Raw genomic sequence first — 24,505 nt, 5'->3', positions numbered from 1 at the left:
GGGCCCTTGACGGCCATCACGATGACTGCCTAGGGTCCGTGTGCCGCCAGGACATCTGACGTCTTCTGTCTCGATGCCCGGCGTTCACACCCCGGCGCTTCCCAGGAGGGCACCTCCATGCCGTTGACGGACCTCTCGCTCGCGGACTGCCGCGACTACCGGCCCGAACTGCCGGTTCCGGACGGCTTCGACGCCTTCTGGTCGAGCACCCTGAGCGAGGCGCCCGCCGGCGGTCCGGTGCCGGGCCCGGTGTTCGCGCCCGTGGACACCGGGCTCACCCGGATCGATACGTACGATGTGACACTGCCCGGTTTCGCCGGGCACCCGGTCCACGGCTGGCTGCACCTGCCGGCCGGGGCCACCGAACCGCTGGGCTGCGTGGTCGAGTTCCTCGGGTACGGGCGTGGGCGCGGCCTCGCGCACGAGAACACGCTCTGGGCGTCCGCCGGTCACGCACACCTGATCATGGACACCCGCGGCCAGGGCTGGTCGGCCGCGGGCGGCTCCACCGCCGATACGGACGCGGGGGCGGCCGGCACCGTACCCGGCTTCCTCACCCGCGGCATCGAGAGCCCCGGAACGTACTACTACCGGCGGGTGTTCACCGACGCGGTGCGCTGTGTCGAGGCGGTGCGCGAGCACCCGGCGGTCGATCCGGACCGGATCGTCGTGACCGGGGTCAGCCAGGGCGGCGGGATCGCCCTGGCGGTGTCGGGGCTGGTGCCGGGGCTGGCCGGGGTGATGCCGGATGTGCCGTTCCTCTGCAACTTCCGGCGCGGCGCGGAGATCTCGGGCCGGCCGCCGTACACCGAGATCGCCGAGTACCTGAAGCTCCACCGCGACCGCACCGGGACGGCGTTCACCACCCTGTCGTTCTTCGACGCGGCGCTCCTCGCCACCCGTGCCACCGCTCCCGCGCTGTTCTCGATCGCGATGATGGACGAGATCTGTCCGCCCTCCACCTGCTTCACCGCGTACAACCACTACGCGGGGCCCAAGGACGTACGCGTCTACGAGTTCAACGGGCACGAGGGCGGCACGGCGTATCAGCAGCGGGAGCAACTGGCCTGGGTGCGTTCCCTGTTCGCAGGCCCGCCGTCGGGGCGGGCCGGCCACTCCTGACCGGAGGCACCTTCCGTGCGCAGACGATCCATGCTTCTCGCCGCCTGCGCGGCGACCCTGAGCGCCCCGTTCGGCGGCCGCGCCTTCGCCGCCGCTCCGGGCGGCGATCCGCTCCTGGACCACGACACCCCCGTGGACCTGGACGGCGGCGAGTACGTCGACCTGTCGAACCGGGTCGGCGGACTCGCCCCGCTCACCGCGGGGACCATCCTCGTCACCTTCCGCACCACCAGCCACAACGAGGCGATGACCCTGCTCAGCGCCTCCGACCCGACCGGGTCCTCCTCCAACATCACGCTGAATCTGAGCGGCGGCGCCCTTCAGTTCTCCGTGCGCGAGAAGGGCGCGGTGCTGGTCAATGTCATGACCAGGACACGCTATGACGACGGTCTGCTCCACACCGTCGCCGTCACCGTCGACTCCTCCGGCACCCGGCTCCACGCCGGCGGACGCACCGTGTTCGAGACGGCGCGGCATCCCTTCTTCGCCGATGTCTCCGGGCTGGGCGCACTCGCGCTCGGCCGCAATCTCGACAGCGACCACCCCGGCGGCGAATGGTTCTGCACCGGCACCATCGAGCGGGCCACGGTCTGGGACCGGGTGCTGGGCGAGGCCGAACTGGTCGCGCACAGTCCCCGTCCCGACCTCGCCGATCTGGGCAGGATCTCCACGATCCTGAACAGCGACACACCCGCCACCTGGGTCGTCACCGGTGACAGCATCACCCATGGCGCCCTGCACACCAACGGTTGGCGCAGCTACCCGGAGCACTGGACGGAACGGGTCCGCTGGGAGCTGGGCAAGCCGAAGAACCGCGACTTCGTGATCGATTCCGGTGTGAGCGGCGCCACGAGCGCCGAACTCGTCGCCAGGTTCGGGGAGCGGGTCACCGCCTTCTCGCCCCGAGTGGTCTCGATCATGATCGGTACGAACGACATCGCGACGTCCGGCCTCGGCCCGGAGGCCTACCGGGCCAATCTCGTCTCGCTCGTCGGCTCGGTGCGGGCGCTGCCCGGCTCGCCGGTGCCGGTGCTCCAGTCGCCCAACCCGGTCGATCCGGCGAAGTGGCCCGGCCGGGTGGGGCTTTCGCGGTACGCGCAGGTGATGGGCGAGGTCGCGGCGGCGCAGAACGTGGTGTTCGTGGACCACTACGACGACTGGCTGAACGGCAACGGCGGCCAGGTCCCGCTGTCGCTGCTCAATGACGGGCTCCACCCCGACGAGCGGGGCCACCACCGCCTCGCACTGAAGATGATCAAGGACTTGCGGGTCTTCGACCCCGGCAGCCGGGTCTGCTCGCTGCGCGTCCCGTAGCGGCGCGCATCCGTAGCGGCGCGCATCCGTACCGGCCGGCACCGCGTCCCCGCTCCGCACCGCGTCCCCGGCCCGCACCACGTCCCCGCTCCGCCCTCGCGAGAAGCACCTTCCCTTCCAAGAAGCACATCCCCCTTCCGAGAAGAGAGATCGTCCATGCAGCGAAAAGTCTCCGTCGCCCTGCTCAGCGCCGCCATGCTGGTGGCCACCGCGACCGGCACCGCCCGGGCCGCCTCCCCCGCCCCCGGTCAGCTGACCTCGCAGGACCTGACCGTCGACGGGGTGGGCTCGCCCCACTACCGCATCCCGGCGCTCACCACCTCGGTCAAGGGCACGGTGCTCGCGGCCTACGACGCCCGCCCCACCCTCGGCGACCTGCCGGGCAACATCTCCGTCGTGCTGCGCCGCAGCACGGACAACGGTGTGACATGGCAGCCGCAGCAGGTGGTCCGCGCGGACGCCGCACCCAAGGGCTACGGCGACCCGAGCCTGCTCGTGGACCGCACCACCGGCCGGATCTTCCTGTTCTACGCGGCCTCGGTGAACCAGGGCTTCTTCGGCTCGGGCACCGGCAACGACGAGAGCGACCCCGATGTCCTCCAGGCCGACTACAGCTACTCCGACGACGACGGAGTGACCTGGACCCACCGTCGTATCACCAAGCAGATCAAGAACCCCGCCTGGGCGGGCATGTTCGCGGCCTCCGGCGAGGGAATCCAGCTGCGCCGGGGGCCGTACAAGGGCCGGCTGATCCAGCAGTACGCCGTCCGCATCAACGGCGCCAACCACGCGGCCAGCGCCTACAGCGACGACCACGGCGAGACGTGGAAGATGGGCAATCCGGTCGGGCCCGGCGGCGACGAGAACAAGACCGTCGAACTGTCCGACGGCAGGGTCATGCTCAACAACCGTTCGAAGCCGTACCGGACGATCGCGTACTCCACCGACGGCGGGGTCAACTACACCCCGTTCACCCAGGACACCGGGCTCACCGACCCGGCGAACAACGCCTCGGTGATGCGGTACGCCCCCGATGCCGCGCCGTCGGACCCGCAGTCGTCGTGGCTGCTGTTCAGCAACACGGAGGACGCCTCCGCGCGGCGCAACCTCACGGTGAAGATGTCCTGCGACAACGGGAGGACCTGGCCGATCCGGAAGGTCGTCGACCCCGGCGCCGCGGCCTACTCGACGCTCACCCGGCTCGCGGACGGCCGCCTCGGACTCCTTTACGAACGGGCCGACTACCAGCACATCACCTACGCGTCCTTCGACCTGAAGTGGCTCGGCGGCACCTGCGCCGACATCACGATCACCCCGCCCGCGACGCTCAAGGCAGGCGCGTCCGCCGAGGTGACGGTGCGGGTGGTCAACCGGATGGACGTGCGCCGTGACCGGGGCACCATGGATCTCACGGTGCCCGGCGGATGGACCACGAGCCAGGTCGTCGTCCCGGCGCTCAACCCGGGCCAGGGGGCCAATGTGAAGGTCCCGGTGACGGTCGCCGCGGGCGCCTCGGGCGGTGTCCCGCTCACCGCCACGTACCGGGCGAGCGGCAAGCAGGCGTCCGGCAGCGCGACGGTGACCGTGACCCCGTAGGGCGCCGGGCCTCCGGGAGGTGCCGCGTGTCCCCGTCCCGCGCCGGACCGGGTGCGACGATGAGGGCGTTCAGCACCTCCCGGAGCGTCAGAACAGGTGGTAGCGCGGTGGCAGTGACAGGCTTACGCATCGGGGTGGTCGGCGGCAGCATCGCCGGCTGCGCGATGGCGATCGCGGGGGCACGGGCGGGGGCGGAGGTCACCGTCCACGAGCGCAGCGACGGCGAGTTGCAGGACCGGGGGTTCGGCATCGTCATCCCGCCACCGCTCCACCGGGAACTGGTCGCGGGCGGGTATCTGGGCGCGGACATGCCCACGACCCCGGTCGCCACCCGGGTCTGGCTGGCACGGGCACCGGGGCGGCGGTCGGCGCGCGAACTGGCCCGGCAGCAGGCCCCGGTGGCACCGTGCAACTGGGGGCTGCTGTGGCGGGCGTTGCGCGCCGGCGCCGGGAGCGGCGCCTACCACCGCGGGCGGCCCGTCGCCTCCGTCGGGCGTACGGCCTCCGGCGGCGCCGTGATCCGTACCGCGGACGGCGAGCGGGAGTACGACCTCGTCGTCGGGGCGGACGGGCACCGGTCCGTCACCCGCGAGCTGGTCGCGCCCGAGGTGCGGCCGGTTCCCGCCGGGTATCTGGTCTGGCGGGGCACGATCCCGGCCGCCGCCCTCCGGGACCATCCGGCGCAGCTGGAGCTGCTGGAGAGCTCCTGGGTCACCCTGGGCTTCCCCGGCGGGCACGGTGTCTTCTATCTGATCCCGGGGGCGGCCACGGGTTCCCGGCTGCTGGCCTACGCCGTCTACGCCCCTCCCCCGCACGCCGGACCGGAGCCGTGCGCCCCGGTCTCCGCCGCGTACGTGCGGGACATCGCCGAGGAGCACTTCCCCGCCGAGTGGGCCGACATCGTCGCCCGGGGCGAGCACACCTCCCAGGCGCTCCACCCGGTGGCCGACTTCGTGGTGCCCCGGGCGGCGGAACCTCCCTTCCTGCTGGCCGGCGACGCGGCGAGCGTGACCCGGCCGCACACCGCGAGCGGCGCGGTCAAGGCGCTCCAGGACGCGCTGTGTCTGGAGCGGTCGCTGCGTGCCTCCGCCACGGCGGCCGAGGCCCTGCGACGGTACGCGGACGAGCGCTCCGCCGAGGGGGCCCGTCTGGTCGGCCTCGGCCGCAGGCTGGGGCGCGCGCTGGTCGAGAACGCGCCCGACTGGCCGGCGATGGGGCCCGCCGAGGTGGCGGCGCTGGGCCGAGCCGCGCTGGACGGCGACGACAGCTATCTGTTCGGCAGCGTCCAGCGGCAGCGGTAGGGGCGGGTCCAGCGGCAGCGGTAGGGGCGGGTCCAGCGGCAGCGGAAGGGGTCAGCGGCCGGGCGGTGCGGACCGGGTCGCGTCGGCGGTGAGCACGGCCATGTCCACGACCCGGTCGGCGGCCTCGGCCACGGCCGGGTCGTGTGTGGCGACGACCGTGACGCAGTCGTCCTGGCGGGTGCGTCCGGCGAGGAGCGCGGCCAGTTCACCGGCCTGCGAGCGGTCGACCGCCGCCGTCGGTTCGTCGATCAGCAGCAGCTTCGGGGAGAGGAAGAGCGCGCGGGCCAGGGCGACCCGCTGGCGTTCGCCGCCGGAGAGCTGTTCGGGGCGGTGGCGCAGGCGGTGGCCGAGGCCCACCCGGGTCAGGGCCTCCTCGGCGCGGGTCCGGTGCGCGCGGGGGCGTCGGCCGGCGATGTACACGGCGGCGAGCAGCTGGTCGACGGCGGTCAGTCCGGAGAGCAGGTTGCCGCTCTGGAACATGTAGCCGATCCGTTCCCGGCGGGCCCTGGCGCGCTGTGCGTCGCTGAGGCCGGCGAGGTTCTCGCCGTCCAGCAGGACCTGGCCGGCGGTGGGCCGCAGCAGCGCGCCCGCGACGGCGAGCAGCGTCGACTTGCCGGAGCCCGACGGGCCGACGAGGGCCGTCATGCGGCCCGGTCCGAAGGTGACGTCCAGGCCGTCCAGGACGGTGGTACGGGCGTCGGCGTTGCCGAACTCCACGGTGACACCGGTCAGTTCGAGGCTCATCGGTTGGCTCCCAGCATGGTCAGCGGGTCGGCTCGGGTGACCCGGCGCAGAGTCAGGACGGTGCCCGCGAGACCGACGGCCACGACGGTGCACATGGTGCCGGCGAGGGTGGCGGCGGGCAGGCTGAACGGCACCTGTTCGCCGACCAGCAGCCCGACCGCTCCGGCGAGCACGGCACCCGCCACGGTGCCGAGGACGACGACCAGGGCCGCCTGGAGCACGGTGTGGGCGAGGAGCCGGCGGCGGGAGGCGCCCAGTGCGCGCAGCAGGGCGAGTTCGGGCTGCCGCTGCACGGTCCACACGGCGAAGAATGCGCCGACCACGAGCGGGGCGATCAGGTAGAGGAAGACCTGGATCGAGGTCATGGTGACGCGCTCCCCGGTGTAGCCGGGGGCCGCCTCGTACGCCTTCTCCTTGGTGAGGGTGGTGGTGGAGTGCCGTGCGTCGAGGGTGGCGGCCGAGGTCTTGGCGGGCGGGGTGCGCAGGGCCAGGGCGCTGAACTGGTCGGGGATCGTGGCGGTGGCGGACGCCGGGGCGCCGGGGGTGGCGAAGCGGATGCGCTGCCAGGTCTTCAGCGGGACGTAGGCGACGGGCACATGGCCGTAGGCGGAGCGCTCGGTCAGCCCGACGACGCGCAGTTCGATGCCGAGCCGGTCGATGATCAGGGTGTCGCCGACGCGTACGCCCTCGTCGGCGAGTTCGGCGGACATCACGATGCTGTCCGGCTTCCCGTCCGTGAGGCCGTCGCCGTCGGTGGCCGAGGGGTTGAGGAAGGAGCCGGGCTCGACGCCGAAGGCGGCGAGGTCGACCTCGGCGCCGCGGTTCGTCGTGCCGCGGGTGATGGTGACGCCCAGCGGGGTCGTGTCGGTGTCCGCGTCCGCGCGCCAGGCGGCGGCGGTCTTCTCGTCGACGAGGCTGCGGGCGAACTGGTCGGACCGGGCGTCCGAGGAGAAGACCAGCTGCGAGGCCGGGAGGCGGCGCAGGGCGGAGATGGTGTCGTCGCCCAGGCCGGTGGTGAAGCCGGAGACGATGCCGACGAGTGCGGCGACGAGCACCACGACGGACCCCATGAGCAGGAAGCGCCCTCGGGCGGCGCGCAGCTCCAGCAGAGCGAGGAACACGGGTGGTTCCCTTCGATGGATCGATGTTAGGGACGGTGTGTCGCCAACATAGATGATGGGGACGCGGCGTCGCCAAGTGGGGTGGGAGATGTGCCGGGGCTTCTAGACTGGGCCGGTGCCCAGGATCAGAGCCGCCACCGTCGCCGAGCACCACGCCCAGCAGCGGCTGGCCCTGGTGCGGGCGGCGCGCGAACTGCTGGAGGGCGGCGACGCCGAGGCCGTGACCTTCACCGCGGTCGCCAGGGCGACGGGTCTCGCCCGCAACAGCCTGTACAAGTACTTCCCCGGCCGTCCCGAGCTGCTCGCCGCGGTCGTCGAGGACGCGATGCCCCGCTGGACGGACGCCATCCGCGCGGGCATGTCGGCGGCCGGCACTCCCGAGGAGAAGATCGCCGCCTATGTGTCGTCCCAGCTGGAGCTGGTGCGCGGCGGTGAGCACCGGATCGCCCGGGCACTGGCCGGCGTCCGGGACGCGGCAGTGGTGCGGGAGAGCGCGGTGCGGGCGCACCGCGAGCTGCTCACCCCGCTGATCGGCGCGCTGGGCGAGCTGGGCGAGGAGGACCCGCACCGCACGGCACTGCTCCTCCAGGGAATCGTCAACGCGGCGACAACGGCGATCGAGAACGGCGACGACGCCGCGGCGGTGACGGACCGGGCGGTACGGATGGCCGTCACGGCGATCACCGGGGCGATGCCGGGGCGGTAGGAGGGCGGGTGCCGCCCCGGGACCGGAAACGGTGGCGGATCCGGCGGCGGCTCCCGGGCGGGCGCGCCCGGCTACCGGACCGTGGACGGTTCCAGGCGGGTGCGGATGCCGTCGAAGTGGGTGCGCATGGCGCGGGCCGCTCGTTCACCGTCGGCCGCGGCGACCGCCTCGACGATCTCGCGGTGCTGGACGCAGGTGGCCACCGGGTCCTGATGGCCGTCGTCGAGGTCCTCGCGCACCCGGTCCATGGCCGCCCAGAACGCGTCGAGCACCTCGCTGAGCAGGTGGTTGTCGAGCGAGGCGTAGAGCGCGAGGTGGAAGGCGCGGTCGGTGGAGCGCGCGACCCGGCCGCCGCCGCGGGCCTCGGCCTCCATCCTCGCGACAAGTCCGCGCAGCACGTCGAGGTCCTCGTCGGGGATGCCGGCCGTGACGGCGCCGACCAGACCGGCCTCCAGCGCCTCCCGGACCTTCATCAGCTCGAAGAGGCCCGGTTCGCCCTGCCGGTGACGGACCGCGGCGCGGAAGGCGAGCCCCTCGGCGAAGGGGGACAGCGAGAGCGAGCCGACGAAGGTCCCGAAGCCCCGGCGGATCTCCACGACGTTGACGGCCTGGAGCGCCTTGAGGGCCTCGCGCACCGAGACCCGGCCGGCCCCGAAGAGCTCCATCAGCTCGGCCTCGGTGGGCAGCGCGTCGCCGGGGGCGAGCCTCCGCTCCAGGATCAGCTCCTTGACCCGGCGCTCTATGTCCTGAGCCATGGTGGGGCGCGCCACAACAACCTCCCGAGGTGCGATTGCCCCTTGACCGTTCGCAGGAGCATCTGTTTAAGGTGAGCCGGACATAGGACATCTTACGTCTCACGTCTCGGTCGGTGCAGCCTTTGCGGGCACGGACCGGCGCGTCGACCGAGCCTTCGCGCGAACCCCCGACCGAGCATCGACCCCACTGGAGCCCGTCACCATGTCCCTGACCTCACCGCTGCACGGCGTCGTCCCGCCGGTCTGCACCCCGCTCGACCCCCGGGGGGAGGTCGACACCGCGTCCCTCGCCCGCCTCGTCGGGCACCTCATCGACGGCGGTGTGCACGGGCTGTTCGCGCTCGGGTCCACCAGCGAGGTCGCCTACCTCACCGACGAGCAGCGCGCCACGGCGCTGGCGACCGTGGTCGAGGCGGCCGACGGCAGGGTTCCGGTGCTGGCCGGCGTCATCGACACCACCACCGCCCGGGTCGTCGAGCACGCCAGGTCCGCCGCCGGGCTGGGCGCCGACGCCCTGGTCGCGACCGCGCCCTTCTACACCCGCACCCACGGCAAGGAGATCGCCCAGCACTTCAGGCGGCTGCGCGCGGCGGTCGACCTTCCGCTGTTCGCGTACGACATCCCGGTCGCCGTGCACAGCAAGCTCTCCCCCGCGCTGGTGCGCGAGCTCGCCGAGGACGGCACGCTGGCCGGCCTCAAGGACAGCAGCGGCGACGAGGGCGGACTGCGCCGTCTGATCGTCGAGCTGGGTGGCCGCAACGGCCGCGCGGACGGCCCGGCGCCCCGGTTCAGCATCCTCACCGGATCCGAACTCACCGTGGACGCCGTCCTGCTGGCCGGGGCCGACGGCGTGGTGCCCGGCATCGGCAATGTCGACCCGGCCGGATACGTACGGCTCTACGACGCCGCGCGGGCCGGGAACTGGGAGCTGGCCGCCGAGGAGCAGGAGCGGCTGGTGGAGCTGTTCGCCATGGTCGACGTCGGCCCGGAGGCGGACATGGGCCGCAGCTCCTCGGCGCTCGGCTCGTTCAAGGCGGCGCTCCACCTGCTCGGCGTCATCGACTGCGGCGACACGGCGTTCCCCCAGATCCAGCTCGGCGCCGAGTCCGTCGCCCGGGTCGCCGAGCGCCTGCGCGCCGCCGGTCTGCCGCCGGTCCGATGAGCGACGACCGTTCCCGGCCGCCCGCCGGTGGCACCGGTGCCACGGTGATCGGGCTCGACCTCGGCGGTACGAAGATCGCCGCCGCGCTGTTCGGCCCGGACGGCACGGTACTGGCCCGGCACGCCCGGCCCACCCCGGCCCGGGACGGCGCGGCGGCCGTGCTGGACGCGCTCGCCGGGGCGGCCGCGGCCGTCGATCCCGGACGGCTGGCCACGGCGCTCGGCGTCGCGGCGGCCGGGGTCGTCGACCCGCGTACCGGCATGGTCACCAGCGCCACCGACTCCATCCTCGGCTGGGCCGGCACCGCACTGGGCGCCGGCCTGGCGGACCGGACCGGATACCCGGTGGCCTGCGACAACGACGTACGTGCCACGGCCGGACCGGAACTCGCGGCGCTGACCGCGCGGCACCCGGGGCGCGGCTCGCTGCTCTTCGTGGCCGTCGGTACGGGGGTGGGCGGCGCGGTCGCCGTGGACGGGCGGATGCTGCACGGCGCCTCCGGGCTCGCCGGGCACCTGGGCCACCTGTCCAGCCCCGAGGCCGCCGGACTGGCCTGCACCTGCGGCGCGACCGGGCATCTGGAGGTCATCGCCTCCGGGCCCGGTATCGCCGCCCACTACGAGCGGCTGACCGGTGCCCGCGCGGACCGGCTCGAAACCGTCGCCGTCCGCGCCGGGCAGGGCGACGCGGCGGCCGTCCGCGCCATCACCACCGGCGCCTCCGCCACCGGCAGGGCGCTCGGCGGGCTCGCCAACGCGCTGGGGCCCGACCGGGTCGTCGTCGGCGGCGGTGTGCCGCGGATCGGCCCGCTGTACGGGGACGCCCTGACCGCCGCCTTCACCGCGGAACTGATGCCGCCGCTGCGCGGGCTCCTGCCCCGGGCACCCCGGTACGGCGCCGACGCGGCGGTGCTCGGCGCCGCCGCCCTGACCACCACACTTCCCCTCCACCACCCGGGAGTCCTTCGATGACCGCTCAGGAACTGGCCGCCTCCCTCCGGGGCAAGCTGATCGTGTCCTGCCAGGCACCCCCCGGCGACCCGATGCGGGAGACCGGCACCCTCGTCCGGCTCGCCCGGTCGGCCGTCGCCGGCGGCGGCGCCGCGATCCGTGCCAATGAGCCGGAGGTCGTCGCCGCGATCGTCGAGGCCGTGGATCTGCCGGTCATCGGCCTGTGGAAGGACGGTGACGTCGGCGTCTACATCACCCCGACCGTCCGGCACGCCCTGGCACTGGTCGAGGCCGGCGCCGACGTCGTCGCCGCCGACGCCACCGACCGGCCCCGCCCGGACGGCTCCACCTTCGCCGAGCTGGTCACGGCGGTGCACGGCGCCGGTGCGCTGGTGATGGCCGATGTCGCCACGCTCGCCGAGGGCATCACCGCGGCCGGGCAGGGCGCCGACTTCGTCTCCACCACCCTCTCCGGCTACGTACCGGGCACGCCGGAGCAGTCCGGTCCCGATCTCGGCCTGGTCGCCGCGCTCGCCGCCGCGATCGACGTACCCGTGGTCGCCGAAGGCCGTATCAACACCCCCGAGGACGCCGCCCAGGCCCTGGTACGCGGCGCGCACAGCGTCGTCGTCGGCACCGCCATCACCGCACCCACCGCCCTGACCGCCCGCTTCGTGGCGGGCATCGCCCGGCCCTGACCCGCCCCCACCACGCGGACCGGCCGCCCGACGACGAGCGCCGTCCCGCATCCTGGAGTCACCGTGCAGACCACACCACCCGCCAAGCTCCGCTGGTACCGAGAAGTGAGCGGCACCCAGTGGAAGTCGTTCCTCGCCGCCTGGATCGGCTATGTCCTCGACGGCTTCGACTTCGTGCTGATCACTCTCGTGCTCACCGAGATCGGTGACGACTTCGGGCTGAGCACGGTGCAGGCCGCCAGCCTGATCTCCGGCGCGTTCATCACCCGCTGGCTGGGTGGTGCGGTGCTCGGCGCCATCGGCGACCGGTACGGCCGCAAGCTCTCCATGGTCCTGAGCATCCTGCTCTATTCGCTCGGCACCTTCGCCTGCGGATTCGCCTGGAACTACCAGAGCCTGTTCGCCGCCCGGCTGGCCATCGGCATGGGCATGGCCGGTGAGTACAGCGCCAGCGCCACGTACGTCATGGAGAGCTGGCCGGCCAGGCTCCGCAGCCGGGCCAGCGGCTTCCTGATCTCCGGTTTCTCGGTCGGTTCGGTGCTCGCCGCGCAGGTCTACAACTGGGTGGTGCCCTCGCTCGGCTGGCGGTGGATGTTCTACCTCGGCCTGATCCCGATCGCCATCGCGCTGTGGATGCGGCGGGCGCTGCCGGAGGCCGAGGAGTGGACGGAGAGCGTCGCGGACAAGGGTGCCAAGCCCAATCCGTTCCGGCCGCTGTTCTCGACCCGGGGCCGGGCCGTGGTCAATGCGGTCCTGGTGGTCGTCGCCACCGTCTCGCTCTTCCTGGTCTTCACCCCGGGCGGGGCCGGGACGGTTCCGGTGCTCTCGGTGGTCGCCGGGCTGACGCTCGCCGCGTTCGCCGTGCAGCTGGGCGGGAAGCGCGGCTGGGTGCTCTATCTGTCGATGATCGTGACGCTGTTCTTCGCGTTCCTGTACTCGTGGCCGATCCAGGCGCTGCTGCCCACGTATCTGAAGACCGAACTCGGCTACTCCACCGACCAGGTCACCGACGTCCTGTACTTCGCGGGCTTCGGGACCATGGTCGGCTGCTGGACCGCGGGCTTCCTCGGCGACCGGATCGGGGCGAAGAAGGCGTACGCGCTGACCCTGCTCGCGTCGCTGGCGTTCGTGTACCCGGTCTTCGCCGTGCACGACAACCTGCTGCTGCTCGGCATCCTGCTCTTCCTGCTCCAGGCGACCAGCTTCGGCATCTCCGGGCTGCTGCCCCGCTACATCGGCGGGCACTTCCCGACCGCGAGCAGGGGCGCGGCGCTCGGCTTCACGTACAACGTGGGGGCACTGGGCGGCGCGGTGGCTCCGGTGCTGGGGGCGCATCTGGCGTCCGGCATGGATCTGGGGCAGGCGCTGGCCGTGCTGACCTTCGCGGGCACGGTGATCGTGGTGCTGCTGGTCGGGTTCGACGTACCGGCCCGGCTGAACCGGCTCACCGACCCGGACGCCGAGCGGGACCATCTCGCGGTGACGGCCACGGAGCGGGACACGGCGCCGCGTACGACGGCCACCGGCTGAGACCGGGGCCGCACGGGCGGGGCGAGACCGTGGGGGAAGCGCGGCGTGGGGCGGGGGATGCGGGGCCGGGCGGGCAGTGACCCGGGGATGCGGGGCCGCGCGGCGCTCGGGGCGGTGTGAGGCGGGGCGGTGTGAGGCGGGGCAGCGCTCGGGGCGGTGTGGAGGACACTGTCCCGCCCCGGGCGTCGCCCGTCCTACGGGTAGAAATGAGTCAATGACCGGGCCACGCAGGCCGGCTTCGCGGACCCTTCGAGCTCGAAGGTGAACGCCCGCGCCATCTCCACACCGCCCCGCGCGACCTCCTTCACCCCGGCGACCGCGGCATGCAGCCGGACCCGGCTGCCGACCGGTACCGGCGCCGGGTGGCGAACCCGGTCGAGCCCGTAGTTGAGCGCGCGGCCCACCCCCTCGACCCGGAGCAGCTCGGCGAACATCGGGATGCCCCAGCTGAGCACCATGTACCCGTGGGCGATGGTGCGCCCGTACGGGCCGGACGCGGCGCGTCCGACGTCGGTGTGGATCCACTGGTGGTCCCCGGAGACGTCCGCGTAGGCGTCGATGAGTTCCTGGGTGACCTCCTTCCAGTCGGAGTGCCCGAGGTCGCGCCCGTTCAGCGCGAGGAGCTCCGGGATGCCTTCAACGGTCAGCGGCACGGCGGCCGTCCTCTCGTCTCTTCTCGTGGGGCGGGGCAGATCTTCTCGTGGGGCGGGAAGCAGATCCTTTTCGTGTGGCGTGGGTCGGATCCCTCTCGCGGGGCGGCGGTCAGACGGCAGCAGCCGCGGTGCGTGCCGCGACGACGGGCTCGGCGGCCTGCTCGTCGTGGTTGGGGCGCTTGAGCAGCAGGAGCATGCAGCCCAGCGTCAGCGCCACCTGGAAGATGGCATAGGCGATGACGGCGGTGATCGAGCCGGTGCGGTTGAGCAGGAACTGGCCGATGATCGGGGTCGTGCCGCCGAGCAGCGTCCCGCAGAGCTGGTAGCACAGCGAGATTCCGGTGTAGCGCAGGTGCGCCGGGAAACGGCTGGCGAGCATGCCGGCCAGGGCCGCGTAGTACAGGCAGTGCGGGATGGTGGCGACGGCGACGCCGAGCATCGCGAGGCCGTAGTTCTCGGTGCGGATCAGCAGGAACATCACCGGCATCAGGATCAGCTCGGGCACCAGCATCACGGTCACCGCGCGGGACCAGCTCTTCATGCGGGTGGCGATGAGGGCGCCGAAGGGCTGGACGATGATCTGGGTGATGTTGGCGACGAGGATGATCGTCAGGAACGAGCTGCGGTCGAAGCTGAGTGCCGAGGTGGCCCAGGACAGGGCGAACGTCGACTTGAAGTAGGTGGCCGACAGACCGATCGTGCAGGCACCGATCCCGAGGACGATCAGCATGGGCTGGGTGCGCAGGACCTCGGTCAGCGGAAGCTTGACGACCTCCTTCTTCTCGATGAGCTTCGCCATCGCCGGGGATTCGGCGACCTTCAGCCGGACGAAGAGCCCGACGATGACGAGGGCGGCCGAGAAGAGGAACGGCACCCGCCAGCCCCAGGAGACGAACGCGGAGTCGGGCAGCTGGCTGATGGCGAGGAAGCTCAGGGTGGAGAGGGTGTTGCCGACCGGCGAGCCCTGCTGGGCGAACGCCCCGTACAGCACCGACTTGCCCTTCGGAGCGTGCTCGGAGGCGATCAGTACGGAACCGCCCCACTCACCTCCCAGGCCGATGCCCTGCACCATGCGGATGGCGACCAGCAGGATCGGGGCGGCTATGCCGATGGAGGCGTAGCTCGGCAGCAGACCGATCGCGGTGGTCGAGATGCCCATCATCAGCAGGGTGATGACCAGGGTCTTCTTCCGGCCCAGGCGGTCGCCGTAGTGGCCGAAGATGATCCCGCCGATGGGCCGGGCGAGGAAGCCGACCCAGAAGGTCGCGAAGGCGACCAGGGTTCCCACCGGGCCGTCCAGCTCGGGGAAGAACACCTTGTCGAAGACGAGCGCGGCCGCCGTCCCGTAGATGTAGAAGTCGAACCATTCGATGGTCGAACCGATGAAAGCACCGAATCTGGCACGGTTCGCGGCTCTTGTGCGCTCTCGTGCGCTGGCGGTGGACGCACTCATGGTGGCTCCCGTGAACGTCATTGATCGAACGGATGGCAGGGGACGAGATGGCAGGGGACGGGATGGCACGGGCCGGGACGGCACAGGCCGGAAAGGGCGTCGCCCGAGACGCCCGTCGCCGCGCGGGACTGCGAGGCACTGCGAGGCACTGTGTGCCGCTGAGTGGCAGCGCGTGGGAATGCCTGATGGTGCTCGGGACACGTGGGGACGCATCGGTGAACCGGGGAGGGGCCGCGGCGTTGGGGGGTGATGGCGTTACGGTGCCAGCCGGGACCTAGAACGGTCCAATACCGAATTACTGGTGCAGTGAGACGTCATGCGTCTCACTGCACCTGTGACACCTCAGCGGCACCCAAGACACCTCAGCGGCACCTGTGACATTTCAGCGGCCGGATCCTCAGGCCGCGATCCGCTCGAAGATCGCGGCAAGGCCCTGCCCGCCGCCGATGCACATGGTCTCCAGGCCGTACCGCGCCTCGCGGCGGTGCAGCTCACGGGTGAGCGTGGCGAGGATGCGGGCGCCGGTGGCGCCGACCGGGTGGCCGAGGGAGACGCCGGAGCCGTTGACGTTGATCCGCTGCTCGTGGTCCTTCTCGCCGAGGCCCAGTTCGCGGGTGCAGGCCAGCACCTGGGCGGCGAAGGCCTCGTTGAGCTCGATCAGGTCGACATCGGCGAGGGAGAGTCCGGCACGGGCGAGGGCGGCCCGGGTCGCCGGGACGGGGCCGATGCCCATCGTGGCGGCGGGCACCCCGGCACGGGCGAAGGAGACCAGCCGGACCAGCGGGGTGAGGCCGAGCCGTTCGGCGGTGGCCGCGCTCGTGACCAGGCAGGCGGCGGCCGCGTCGTTCTGGCCGCTGGCGTTGCCCGCGGTGACGGTCGCCTCCGGGTCGGACTTCGCCATGATCGGGCGCAGCGCGGCGAGTTGTTCGGCGGTGGTGTCGGGGCGGGGGTGCTCGTCGGCGGTGACGACCGTCTCGCCCTTGCGAGTGCGTACGGTGACGGGGACGGTCTCGGCGTCGTACCGTCCCTCGGCCGCCGCCCGGCCGGCCCGCTGCTGGGAGCGCAGGGCGAGGGCGTCCTGGTCGGCGCGGCTGATGCCGTATGCGCGCCGGAGGTTCTCGGCGGTCTCGATCATGCCGCCCGGCACGGGGTGGTTGATGCCGCCCGCGGTGACCCTGCCCCGGGCCAGCGAGTCGTGGAGCTGCAGGCCGGGGCCTTTGATGCCCCAGCGGCCGTCGTGGGTGTAGTACGGGGCGGCGCTCATCACGTCGACTCCGCCGGCGATCACGACCTCACTGAAGCCGGCCCGGATCTGCATCGCCGCGTCGAGCACGGCCTGGAGGCCCGAGCCGCAGCGGCGGTCGACCTGGGAACCGGTGACGGTCTCGGGCAGCCCGGCGTCGAGAGCGGCGACCCGGCCGATGGCGGGGGCCTCGGCGGACGGGTAGGAGTGGCCGAGGATCACCTCGTCCACGGCACCGGGGTCGATACCGGTACGGGCCACGACCTCGGCGATGACACGTGCGGCGAGTACGGCCGGCGTCTGCTGTGCGAACACCCCGCCGAACCGGCCGATGGGGGTGCGCAGTGGTTCACAGATGACGACATCGAGCTGCTGGTCGGGCACGGCGTGACCTTTCGGTGGCAAGGGCGTTTGCCGCCGACCCTTGCACCCGGCGACTGAGTCGGTCCAATATCCAGTTCGCCCTGGTTCAAGACGTGGCGCGTCTCAATGCGGCGTCGGCTCCCGGCGGTTCACGCCCCCGCCGGCCCCGTCGGCGTGGGCAGGGCGTCCTCCGCCACGGCGAGGACCGCCCGCAGTGCGGCGGAAGGATTGTCGGCCCGCCAGGCCAGCGCCGCCTGGAGCCGGATCGGCGGGCCGGACAGCGGCCGGTAGACCAGTCCGTTCTGCTGGATGTGCTGGACGGAGGTGACGGTGAGCGTGACGCCGACACCTGCGGCGACCAGCGCCAGGATGGTGTACGAGTCGGGCGCTTCCTGGACGACCCGGGGGTTGAATCCGGCGGCCTCGCAGGCCCCGACCATCGCGTCGCGCACCGTGGAGCCGGTGTTGGCGGGGAAGGAGACGAAGGGCTCCTCGGCCAGGACGTCGATGGGAACGCTCTCCAGCCGGGCGAGCCGGTGATCGAAGGGCAGCGCACAGACCAGCTCCTCCTCGTCGATCACCCGGTACGCCACTCCCGGCTGGCTCACCGGCAGCCGGACGAAGCCCAGGTCGAGCGAGCCGTCGGCGACCCGGTCCAGGGCGACATTGGCGTAGGTCTGGCCCCGCATGACCAGTTCGAGGGCGGGGTGGGCGGCGCGCACGGCCCTGGTGAGGTGCGGCAGCGTCTCGTGGCTGGAGGCGCCCGCGAAGCCGATGGTGACCCGGCCGTACTCGCCGCGGCCCGCCGCCTTCGCGGCGCGCACCGCGGTGTCCAGGTCGTCCAGAACGGTGCGGACCGGCTGGAGGAAGGACTCCCCCGCGCTGGTGAGCCGCACCGACCGGGTGTTGCGTTCGAAGAGCTGGACGCCCAGCTCCTTCTCCAGCTGACGGATCTGCTGGCTCAGCGGGGGCTGGGCCATCTGCAGCCGCTTCGCGGCCCGTCCGAAATGCAGTTCCTCGGCCACGGCGACGAACGCGGACAGATGACGCAGCTCCATGCGCGCTCCCCTTCGGTTTCGATCACCGGTCGCCGCCGGCCGGATTCATCAGCTGGACGCGCCGGCCGGATGCATCGATCCGACACACCGACCCGGCTCGTCGGCACTCGCCGACACTCGTCGACCGGACCCACTGATCCGATTCATTAGTCAGGCGTCTTGATACGACCTTAATTTGGTATTGGACAGCAATCAATAGCCGCTGTCACGGTGGAGCGACGCGCATACCAGGACGCGCGAGCAGAGCCGGAGGAGCACCGTGGCCACGACGGACCGGAAAGACAAGACGATGTCGATGAAGGCGGCGATAGCCGCCTTCGTCCACGACGGCGGCACCGTCTGTCTCGAAGGGTTCACCCATCTCGTCCCGACCGCCGCGGGTCACGAGATCATCCGCCAGGGCCGCCGGGACCTCACCGTGGTCCGGATGACCGCGGACATCGTGGTGGACCAGATGATCGCCGCGGGCTGCGTCTCGCGGCTGGTCTCCTCCTTCGTCGGCAACTCCTCCGCCGGATCGCTCGGCGAGCTGCGCCGCCGCATCGAGACCGGAGAGCCCGCGCCGCTCGCCTTCGAGGAGTACAGCCACTACGGGATGATCTGCCGCTACCTGGCCGGTGCGCAGCGACTGCCGTTCCATCCGTTGCGCAGCTACGGCGGAAGCGATCTGCCGTCCGTCAACAGCGGTCTGCGCAAGGTCACTTCGCCCTATCCCGGTCCGGACGGCGAGCCCGAGCAGATCTACGTCGTACCGCCGGTCAACCCGGACGTGACGATCATCCACGCCCAGCGCGCCGACCGCAGCGGCAACACCCAGATGTGGGGCCTGACCGGCATCCAGGCCGAGGCGGTGTACGCGGCCGAGAAGGCGATCGTCGTCGTGGAGGAGATCGTCGACGACGAGGTGGTCCGCTCGGACCCGAACCGTACGCTCGTCCCCGCCCACGCGGTCGACGCGGTCGTCGTCTGCCCGCGCGGCGCCCACCCCTCCTTCGCGCAGGGGTACTACGACCGGGACAACGCCTTCTACCGCGCCTGGTCGCACATCAGCAAGGATCCGCAGCGGCTCCAGGACTGGCTGGCGGAATGGGTGCTGGGGACGGCCGACCACGCGGAGTACGTCGACAGGCTCGGCGAGGAGTTCTGGGCGGGCCTGGCGGTCGGCGAGGCGCTGAGCCTGCCCGTGAACTACGGGCGGCGGCTGTGAGCGGGCGGACCGCACGGCCCGCGGAACCGGAACAGGAGAGGGAACACGCCATGACGGCGCCCAATACGACCACAATTGCCACAACGGCCACGACCGCCACGACCGCCACGACCGCCACCGCACCGGACACCGTCACCTCCTCGGAGCTGCTCTCCGTCGTCGCCTCCCGCGAACTGGCCGCGCGCCGCACCGTGTTCGCCGGCATCGGCCTGCCGACGCTCGCCACCGAGCTGGCCCATCTGACGGTCGCCCCGGAGATCGAGGTCGTGTACGAGTCCGGGGTCTGCGGCGCGCACCCCTCGCACCTGCCGGAGACCATCGCCGACGCGGTCCTGATCACCGGTGCGGAAGCGGTGCTCGCGATGCCCACGCTCTTCGGCTGCGTCCTCCAGGGCGGCCATATCGACGTGGGGTTCCTGGGCGCCGCGCAGATCGACCGGTGGGGCAACCTCAACACCTCCGTGATCGGTGACTGGGACAGCCCCTCGGTCCGGCTGCCCGGCTCCGGCGGCGGCATCGAGGTGATGGCCAACTCCCGCGAGGTCTTCGTGGTGATGCGCCGCCACAACCCACGCTCCTTCACCGCAAACCTGGACTTCTGCACCACGCCCGGACCGGACCGGGCACTGGCCGAGGGCATCCGGCCGCTGGGCGCCGGAGTCACCCGGGTCATCACCGAACTGGGCATCCTGTCCCGCGCGGGCGTCGGCGAGGAGCTCCGTCTGGTCGCCGTCCACCCCGGCGTCACCGTCGAACAGGTGCGGGCTGCCACGGGCTGGGAGCTGAAGGTGGCCGACACGGTCGGCACTGTCCCGCCGCCGACCGCGGCCGAACTCCGGCTGCTGCGTGAGGACGTGGACCCGGGCCGCGTCTATCTTCGCTGAGACGGATCACATGTCACACCCGTTCGCTTGGACGGGTCGCATGTCACACCCGCCGACCCGGACGGATCACATGTCACACAGCGAGAGGAACGCAACCGCCATGCGTATCAGGATCGTCGGCGCCGGGGCCATGGGCCGCGGCATCGCCCAGTGGGCGGCGACCGCCGGACACACCGTCGAGCTGTGCGACGTACGTACGGAGGCCGTGACGGCCGCCGTGGACTTCGTACGGTCCATGCTGGAACGGGCAGTCCAGAAGGGCCGGATGTCCGCCGGGGAAGCCGCCGCCGCCCTGGACCGGCTGATCCCGCTCGACGACCCGTGGGCGCAGGGCCCGGGCGTGGAGCTGGTCGTAGAGGCCGTGCGGGAGGACCTCGACACCAAGACGGAGGTGTTCGGGCGGCTGGAGAAGGCGCTGCCCGCGACGACCGTCTTCGCGACCAACACCTCGTCCCTGTCGGTCACCCGGATCGCCTCGGCGCTGGAGGACCCGACACGCCTGGCCGGGCTGCACTTCTTCAACCCGGTGCCGCTGATGAAGATCGTCGAGATCGTGCCCGGCGCCGCCACCCGCCCGGAGATCCCGCCGGCCCTGACCGCACTCGTCGAGAGCTGCGGCCATCGCGCGGTCACCGTCGCCGACACGCCCGGCTTCCTCGTCAATCATGCCGGGCGCGGGCTGGTGACCGAGGCGCTCGCCCTGCTGGAGGAGACGGCCGGCGATCCGGCGGACATCGACCGGATCGCCCGTGACGTACTGGGCCTGCGGATGGGCCCGTTCGAGCTGATGGACCTCACCGGCCTGGATGTGACGGCCGCGGTGATCGACTCGGTCTGGCAGGGCTTCCGCCACGCGGACCGGCTCCGCCCCTCCTATCTCACCCCGAACCGGGTGGCGGCCGGGCTGCACGGCCGCAAGACCGGGCGCGGCTGGTACGCGTACGGCCCCGAGGCGCCCGCCCCCGCTCCGGAGCCGCCGGTCACCGGCGACGCGGACCGCCCGGTGTTCGTCCACGGCACCGAGGGCCAGGACCGGGACGCGGCCGCGCTGCGTACCGCGCTGGCCGCCGCGGGGGCCGTGGTCGAGACCGGCGACGGGCCGTCCGCCGACGCCCTGGTGCTGGTTCCGGTCTGGGGCACCACGGTGGCCGCCGCGGTCGCCGGACACGGGCTGCCCGCGGGGCGCACCTTCGGCGTGGACCCGCTGCCCGCGGCCGGCCGGCGGCGGGTGCTGGCAGTGACCCCGGCGGCGGATCCGGCCGCCGCACGCGACGCCCGCGCGGTGCTGGCCCGTGCGGCACAGGGCGAGGAGCCGTGGGCGGTCTCGGTGGTGCGGGACACCGCGGGCTCGGTCGCCCAGCGGCTGCTCGCCTCGATCGTGTCGGTCGCGGCGGGAATCGCGGAGCGCTCCATCGCCGCTCCCGCCGACATCGACCTGGCCGTCACCGCCGGGCTCGGGTACCCCGTCGGCCCGCTGGCCTGGGGCGACCGGATCGGCGCGGTCCGGATGCTGGAGCTGCACCTGGCCCTGCACCGCACGACGGGCGATCCGCGCCATCGTCCGAGCCGCTGGGTCACCGAACGCGCCCAGCTGGGTCTCGCGCTGACGGACCCGGGCACGTCGCCCGCCGACTGCACGGCCGACGCCTCGTAGGCGCGGTGGCGAACGGGTGCTGCCGGGTTCCCCCGGCGGCACCCGCCCCGTGTACCGGCCATGTCCGTTTCGTACAAGACCCGTGCCGGGGTCCGGCATACGGTCGGAGCATGACTCCACGCATGGACGCGATCGGCATCGTCACGGCGGATCTGGCCGCATCGCTCACCTTCTACCGCCGGCTCGGCCTCGACATCCCGGCCGGAGCGGAATCCGCACCCCATGTCGAAGTGACGCTCCCGGGCGGGCAGCGGCTGCTGTGGGACACCGAGGACGTCATCCGCTCGTTCGACCCCGGATGGACCGCGCCGACCGGCGGGGACCGTCTCTCACTGGCCTTCGTGTGCGACAGCCCGGCGGAGGTGGACGCGGTGTACGACGACCTGACGGGTGCGGGGTACCGGGGGCACCTGAAGCCGTGGGACGCGGTGTGGGGGCAGCGTTACGCGACGGTCCTCGACCCGGACGGCTGCTCGGTGTCGTTGTTCGCCGCCAACGGCTGAGGCGACGGACTCCGCTCCCCGACCCGGCCCGCCCCGGCCCGATCCGGCCCGATCCGGACGAAAGGCCCTACCGGGCCAGGTGGGCGGTCAGGGTGGTGCCGGCCAGGTCCCGCATCTCGCGGGCGAGATGGGCCTGGTCGGTGCAGCCCGCCTCGGCCGCCGCCTCGGCGTACGGCATCCCGGACCGGACGAGGGCCAGCGCGCGCTGCAGGCGCAGGATCCGGGCGAGCGTCTTCGGCCCGTAGCCGAAGGACGCGAGCGAACGGCGGTGCAGCTGGCGGGCGCCCAGACCGACCCGGTGTGCGGTGTCCGCGACGGACCATCCGGCGTCGAGCCGGCCGGCGACGTACCGCATCAGCGGGTCCGGCGGCGCCGTCCCGGCCGCCCGGCGCAGCGCGATGTCCTCCAGCGCGGCAGCCGGGTCGCGGGCCTCGGCGAGCTGCTCGGTGAGTACCCGCACCCGCTCTCCCGGCCACAGGTCCGAGAGTTCGACGCGGCGGTCGCGCAGCTCGTCCGCCGCCACCCCGAGCAGCGCGGGGGCCGTGCCGGGCGCGAACCGGATGCCGGCGCACCGTCCGCCGGCCGGGGCGGACGGCGTCGCGGCGCGGGTGTCGGGGCCCGCCACGAGCAGCCGTCCACCGATCCAGAGCAGGTCCATGCAGCCGTCGGGCAGCACCGGATGGGCGGATCCCTCCGGCACGCTCAGCGTCCAGACGATCGCACCCTCGAACCGCGACATCCGCTCTTCGTACCTGTCGCCCATGGCTCACACGCTAATCTCGTCGGCGAACGGAATCAGCTTCCCGGGGACGGTCATGACGGCACTGATGGAGTTCACCACCGAGAGCGGCGCGACGGTCACGGTCGAGGTCGACCGCCACACGCAGGGCGCGCAGCTGGTCGCACTGGGCGACGACAACACCCTGGCCAGAGCCGGGCGTACGTTCGACAGTGCGCTGACGGGAATCCGGTCGGCGGCCGAGTCCGCCCTGGCGGTGTTCCGGGACGGCGCCCTGAAGCCGGACGGGGTGGAGCTGGAATTCGGGGTGAAGATCACGGCGGAGGCAGGCGCGGTGATCGCCAAGAGCGCGGTCGAGGGGCATCTGACGGTCAAGCTGTCCTGGTCCCCCGGCGCGACGCCGACGGCGCCTGCGACCCCGCCGGTACCCGCAGCTCCTGCGGAGCCGGCCGTTCCGGCTCCCGCGCCCGCTCCGGTGCCCGCACCCGCGCCCGCGCCGTAGGAGCCACTCAGTCGCCGGACTCCTCGTCCCGCTTCCCCTCGTCCCGCTTCTCCGGGTCCTGTTTCTCCGGATCCGGTTTCTCCGGCTCCTTGTCGCGGCTCGGTTGCAGCCTGGACTTCACGTCGTCCGGCGGCAGGAACTTCGACCAGCGCTCCGGGAACTCGGAGGGCATGTAGGGGCTGTCGCCGACATCGCTCCCGTCGTCGTCATCGTCGTCATCGTCGTCGTCCCAGTCCTCCTGGTTCCCCGCCTGCGCCCGGGCGACCAGCTCCGCCGCCTGGGCCGCCCGTACCCGGTCGTTCGCCGCGCGGGCGGCGGCGGTCGCCAGTGAGGGCCAGACCCGGTCGATGGCCGCGTTCACCGCCGCGCCGACCAGGACCGCGAACGCGGAGATGCCGATCCACAGCAGTACGGCGATCGGGGCCGCCAACGAGCCGTAGATCGTGGGCCCCTCGACCGTACTGGTGAGGTAGATCCGGAGCAGGAAGCTGCCGAGCACCCACATCGCCAGTGCGACCAGCGCGCCCGGCATGTCCTCGATCCACGGCGAACGGACCGGCACCGACACGTGGTAGAGCGTCGTCAGGAACGCGATCGACAGAAGGATCACCAGCGGCCAGTACAGGACGCTTATGAGCTCGGTGCCCCAGGGGACGAACTCCACGACCCGGTCGGGGCCGACGACCAGCAGCGGGAGCACGACGGCGCCGAGCAGCAGCGCGACGACGTACAGCAGGAAGGCGAGCAGCCGCGTCTTGACGATGCCGCGCTGGCCGTCGAGGCCGTACATCACGGTGATCGTGTCGATGAAGACATTGACCGCGCGGGAGCCCGACCAGAGCGCGATCGCGAAGCCGAGCGAGATGACATCGGGCCGGGCGCCGGTGGAGACGTCCGCGAGCAGCGGTTTGGCGAAGTCGTTGACGCCGCGCTCGCTGAGCACGGTCTGCGCCGCGTTGAGGATGTTGCGCTCGATGGAGGCGACCGTGGTGGTGCTGGTCCACTCGTCGACGTATCCGAGCAGTCCGATCAGGCCGAGGAGCAGGGGCGGCAGGGACAGCAGGGTGAAGAACGCCGCCTCGGCGGCGAGCCCGAGAATGCGGTACTCCATGCACGAGTTGACGGTGTCCTTGAGCAACCGCCAGGCCATCTGCCGCTTGGATACGTTGCGGTAGAGGACTCGGGCCCGGTGGAGCCGGCCCGGTGGCCTGTCGGGTGTTTTGTTTGCTGCCTGCACGTCCTTACCG

Annotated in this window: 23 protein-coding genes; 14 read left to right on the top strand and 9 right to left on the bottom strand. The window is 72.3% G+C overall.

Annotated elements, in window-relative coordinates; genetic code table 11:
• Positions 1 to 117 precede the first annotated feature (117 nt).
• The 4 genes from ACGF8B_RS08865 (at position 118) to ACGF8B_RS08850 (ending at position 5,333) form a co-directional block, all read left to right on the top strand.
• Positions 118 to 1,122: an acetylxylan esterase gene (locus ACGF8B_RS08865; RefSeq protein ID WP_392736098.1), complete on the top strand. Its 1,005-nt coding sequence runs from the start codon at positions 118 to 120 to the stop codon at positions 1,120 to 1,122.
• A gap of 15 nt (positions 1,123 to 1,137) precedes the next feature.
• Positions 1,138 to 2,436 (top strand): GDSL-type esterase/lipase family protein, encoded by a 1,299-nt coding sequence (locus ACGF8B_RS08860; protein WP_392736096.1) that lies wholly within the window; start codon positions 1,138 to 1,140, stop codon positions 2,434 to 2,436.
• Positions 2,437 to 2,592: 156 nt separating this feature from the next.
• Positions 2,593 to 4,032: an exo-alpha-sialidase gene (locus tag ACGF8B_RS08855; protein WP_392736094.1), complete on the top strand. Its 1,440-nt coding sequence runs from the start codon at positions 2,593 to 2,595 to the stop codon at positions 4,030 to 4,032.
• Positions 4,033 to 4,145: 113 nt separating this feature from the next.
• A complete protein-coding gene (locus ACGF8B_RS08850) occupies positions 4,146 to 5,333 on the top strand; it encodes an FAD-dependent monooxygenase (protein ID WP_392736092.1) in 1,188 nt (395 codons plus the stop codon).
• 51 nt (positions 5,334 to 5,384) lie between these two features.
• Here ACGF8B_RS08850 and ACGF8B_RS08845 read toward each other — a convergent pair whose 3' ends face one another.
• Positions 5,385 to 6,077 carry an ABC transporter ATP-binding protein gene (locus ACGF8B_RS08845; protein WP_392736089.1) on the bottom strand — a complete coding sequence of 231 codons (693 nt, stop codon included), beginning with the start codon at positions 6,075 to 6,077 and terminating at the stop codon, positions 5,385 to 5,387.
• Positions 6,074 to 7,198 (bottom strand): ABC transporter permease, encoded by a 1,125-nt coding sequence (locus tag ACGF8B_RS08840; protein ID WP_392736086.1) that lies wholly within the window; start codon positions 7,196 to 7,198, stop codon positions 6,074 to 6,076. Before ACGF8B_RS08840 ends, ACGF8B_RS08845 begins: the two co-directional genes overlap by 4 nt.
• Before the next feature lie 115 nt (positions 7,199 to 7,313).
• Between ACGF8B_RS08840 and ACGF8B_RS08835 the strand changes: the two genes are divergently transcribed.
• Positions 7,314 to 7,904, top strand: a complete 591-nt coding sequence (locus tag ACGF8B_RS08835) for a TetR/AcrR family transcriptional regulator (RefSeq protein ID WP_392736084.1) — start codon at positions 7,314 to 7,316, stop codon at positions 7,902 to 7,904.
• A gap of 71 nt (positions 7,905 to 7,975) precedes the next feature.
• On the opposite strand, the gene ACGF8B_RS08830 is transcribed toward ACGF8B_RS08835, so the two are convergent.
• Positions 7,976 to 8,674: a FadR/GntR family transcriptional regulator gene (locus ACGF8B_RS08830; RefSeq protein WP_392736082.1), complete on the bottom strand. Its 699-nt coding sequence runs from the start codon at positions 8,672 to 8,674 to the stop codon at positions 7,976 to 7,978.
• A gap of 187 nt (positions 8,675 to 8,861) precedes the next feature.
• On the opposite strand from ACGF8B_RS08830, the gene ACGF8B_RS08825 reads away from it, so the two are divergent.
• The 4 genes from ACGF8B_RS08825 to ACGF8B_RS08810 all read left to right on the top strand — a co-directional run bounded on the left by ACGF8B_RS08825 (position 8,862) and on the right by ACGF8B_RS08810 (position 12,999).
• Positions 8,862 to 9,821 (top strand): dihydrodipicolinate synthase family protein, encoded by a 960-nt coding sequence (locus ACGF8B_RS08825; protein ID WP_392736080.1) that lies wholly within the window; start codon positions 8,862 to 8,864, stop codon positions 9,819 to 9,821.
• The gene (locus ACGF8B_RS08820; RefSeq protein ID WP_392736078.1) at positions 9,818 to 10,792 is read left to right on the top strand and encodes an ROK family protein; all 975 of its coding nucleotides are present in this window, start codon (positions 9,818 to 9,820) and stop codon (positions 10,790 to 10,792) included. Before ACGF8B_RS08825 ends, ACGF8B_RS08820 begins: the two co-directional genes overlap by 4 nt.
• Positions 10,789 to 11,469, top strand: coding sequence for an N-acetylmannosamine-6-phosphate 2-epimerase (locus tag ACGF8B_RS08815; RefSeq protein ID WP_392736076.1), 681 nt, complete (start codon positions 10,789 to 10,791; stop codon positions 11,467 to 11,469). Before ACGF8B_RS08820 ends, ACGF8B_RS08815 begins: the two co-directional genes overlap by 4 nt.
• Before the next feature lie 63 nt (positions 11,470 to 11,532).
• A complete protein-coding gene (locus ACGF8B_RS08810; protein ID WP_392736074.1) occupies positions 11,533 to 12,999 on the top strand; it encodes a sialate:H+ symport family MFS transporter in 1,467 nt (488 codons plus the stop codon).
• A 194-nt stretch (positions 13,000 to 13,193) separates the two neighbouring features.
• On the opposite strand, the gene ACGF8B_RS08805 is transcribed toward ACGF8B_RS08810, so the two are convergent.
• The 4 genes from ACGF8B_RS08805 to ACGF8B_RS08790 form a co-directional block, all read right to left on the bottom strand.
• Positions 13,194 to 13,652, bottom strand: coding sequence for a MaoC family dehydratase (locus ACGF8B_RS08805; protein ID WP_392736073.1), 459 nt, complete (start codon positions 13,650 to 13,652; stop codon positions 13,194 to 13,196).
• A 109-nt stretch (positions 13,653 to 13,761) separates the two neighbouring features.
• On the bottom strand, positions 13,762 to 15,105 hold the full coding sequence (locus ACGF8B_RS08800) for an MFS transporter (RefSeq protein ID WP_392736071.1): 1,344 nt from the start codon (positions 15,103 to 15,105) through the stop codon (positions 13,762 to 13,764).
• 397 nt (positions 15,106 to 15,502) lie between these two features.
• On the bottom strand, positions 15,503 to 16,732 hold the full coding sequence (locus ACGF8B_RS08795) for an acetyl-CoA C-acetyltransferase (protein ID WP_392736069.1): 1,230 nt from the start codon (positions 16,730 to 16,732) through the stop codon (positions 15,503 to 15,505).
• A gap of 128 nt (positions 16,733 to 16,860) precedes the next feature.
• Positions 16,861 to 17,769: a LysR family transcriptional regulator gene (locus ACGF8B_RS08790; RefSeq protein WP_342281366.1), complete on the bottom strand. Its 909-nt coding sequence runs from the start codon at positions 17,767 to 17,769 to the stop codon at positions 16,861 to 16,863.
• Between the two features lie 289 nt (positions 17,770 to 18,058).
• Between ACGF8B_RS08790 and ACGF8B_RS08785 the strand changes: the two genes are divergently transcribed.
• The 4 genes from ACGF8B_RS08785 to ACGF8B_RS08770 all read left to right on the top strand — a co-directional run bounded on the left by ACGF8B_RS08785 (position 18,059) and on the right by ACGF8B_RS08770 (position 22,017).
• The gene (locus ACGF8B_RS08785; protein WP_259931275.1) at positions 18,059 to 18,976 is read left to right on the top strand and encodes a CoA transferase subunit A; all 918 of its coding nucleotides are present in this window, start codon (positions 18,059 to 18,061) and stop codon (positions 18,974 to 18,976) included.
• A gap of 50 nt (positions 18,977 to 19,026) precedes the next feature.
• Positions 19,027 to 19,860, top strand: coding sequence for a CoA-transferase subunit beta (locus tag ACGF8B_RS08780; RefSeq protein WP_392736067.1), 834 nt, complete (start codon positions 19,027 to 19,029; stop codon positions 19,858 to 19,860).
• 100 nt (positions 19,861 to 19,960) lie between these two features.
• Positions 19,961 to 21,514 carry a 3-hydroxyacyl-CoA dehydrogenase gene (locus tag ACGF8B_RS08775; RefSeq protein ID WP_392736065.1) on the top strand — a complete coding sequence of 518 codons (1,554 nt, stop codon included), beginning with the start codon at positions 19,961 to 19,963 and terminating at the stop codon, positions 21,512 to 21,514.
• A 110-nt stretch (positions 21,515 to 21,624) separates the two neighbouring features.
• Complete coding sequence (locus ACGF8B_RS08770) at positions 21,625 to 22,017, top strand: VOC family protein (RefSeq protein ID WP_392736063.1); 393 nt, start codon at positions 21,625 to 21,627, stop codon at positions 22,015 to 22,017.
• A 67-nt stretch (positions 22,018 to 22,084) separates the two neighbouring features.
• Here the strand turns inward: ACGF8B_RS08770 and ACGF8B_RS08765 are convergent, their stop codons facing one another.
• The gene (locus ACGF8B_RS08765) at positions 22,085 to 22,780 is read right to left on the bottom strand and encodes a DUF6597 domain-containing transcriptional factor (RefSeq protein WP_392736062.1); all 696 of its coding nucleotides are present in this window, start codon (positions 22,778 to 22,780) and stop codon (positions 22,085 to 22,087) included.
• A 52-nt stretch (positions 22,781 to 22,832) separates the two neighbouring features.
• Between ACGF8B_RS08765 and ACGF8B_RS08760 the strand changes: the two genes are divergently transcribed.
• A complete protein-coding gene (locus ACGF8B_RS08760) occupies positions 22,833 to 23,258 on the top strand; it encodes a CU044_2847 family protein (RefSeq protein ID WP_392736481.1) in 426 nt (141 codons plus the stop codon).
• A 7-nt stretch (positions 23,259 to 23,265) separates the two neighbouring features.
• On the opposite strand, the gene ACGF8B_RS08755 is transcribed toward ACGF8B_RS08760, so the two are convergent.
• Positions 23,266 to 24,495 carry a YihY/virulence factor BrkB family protein gene (locus ACGF8B_RS08755; protein WP_392736060.1) on the bottom strand — a complete coding sequence of 410 codons (1,230 nt, stop codon included), beginning with the start codon at positions 24,493 to 24,495 and terminating at the stop codon, positions 23,266 to 23,268.
• Between the last annotated feature and the right edge of the window lie 10 nt (positions 24,496 to 24,505).

The organism is Streptomyces sp. NPDC047917 (genome assembly GCF_043204345.1).
GTDB classification, from domain to species: domain Bacteria; phylum Actinomycetota; class Actinomycetes; order Streptomycetales; family Streptomycetaceae; genus Streptomyces; species Streptomyces sanglieri.
The sequence above is the reverse complement of the archived record's forward strand: the minus strand, read 5'-3'. Positions and strand labels throughout refer to the sequence as shown.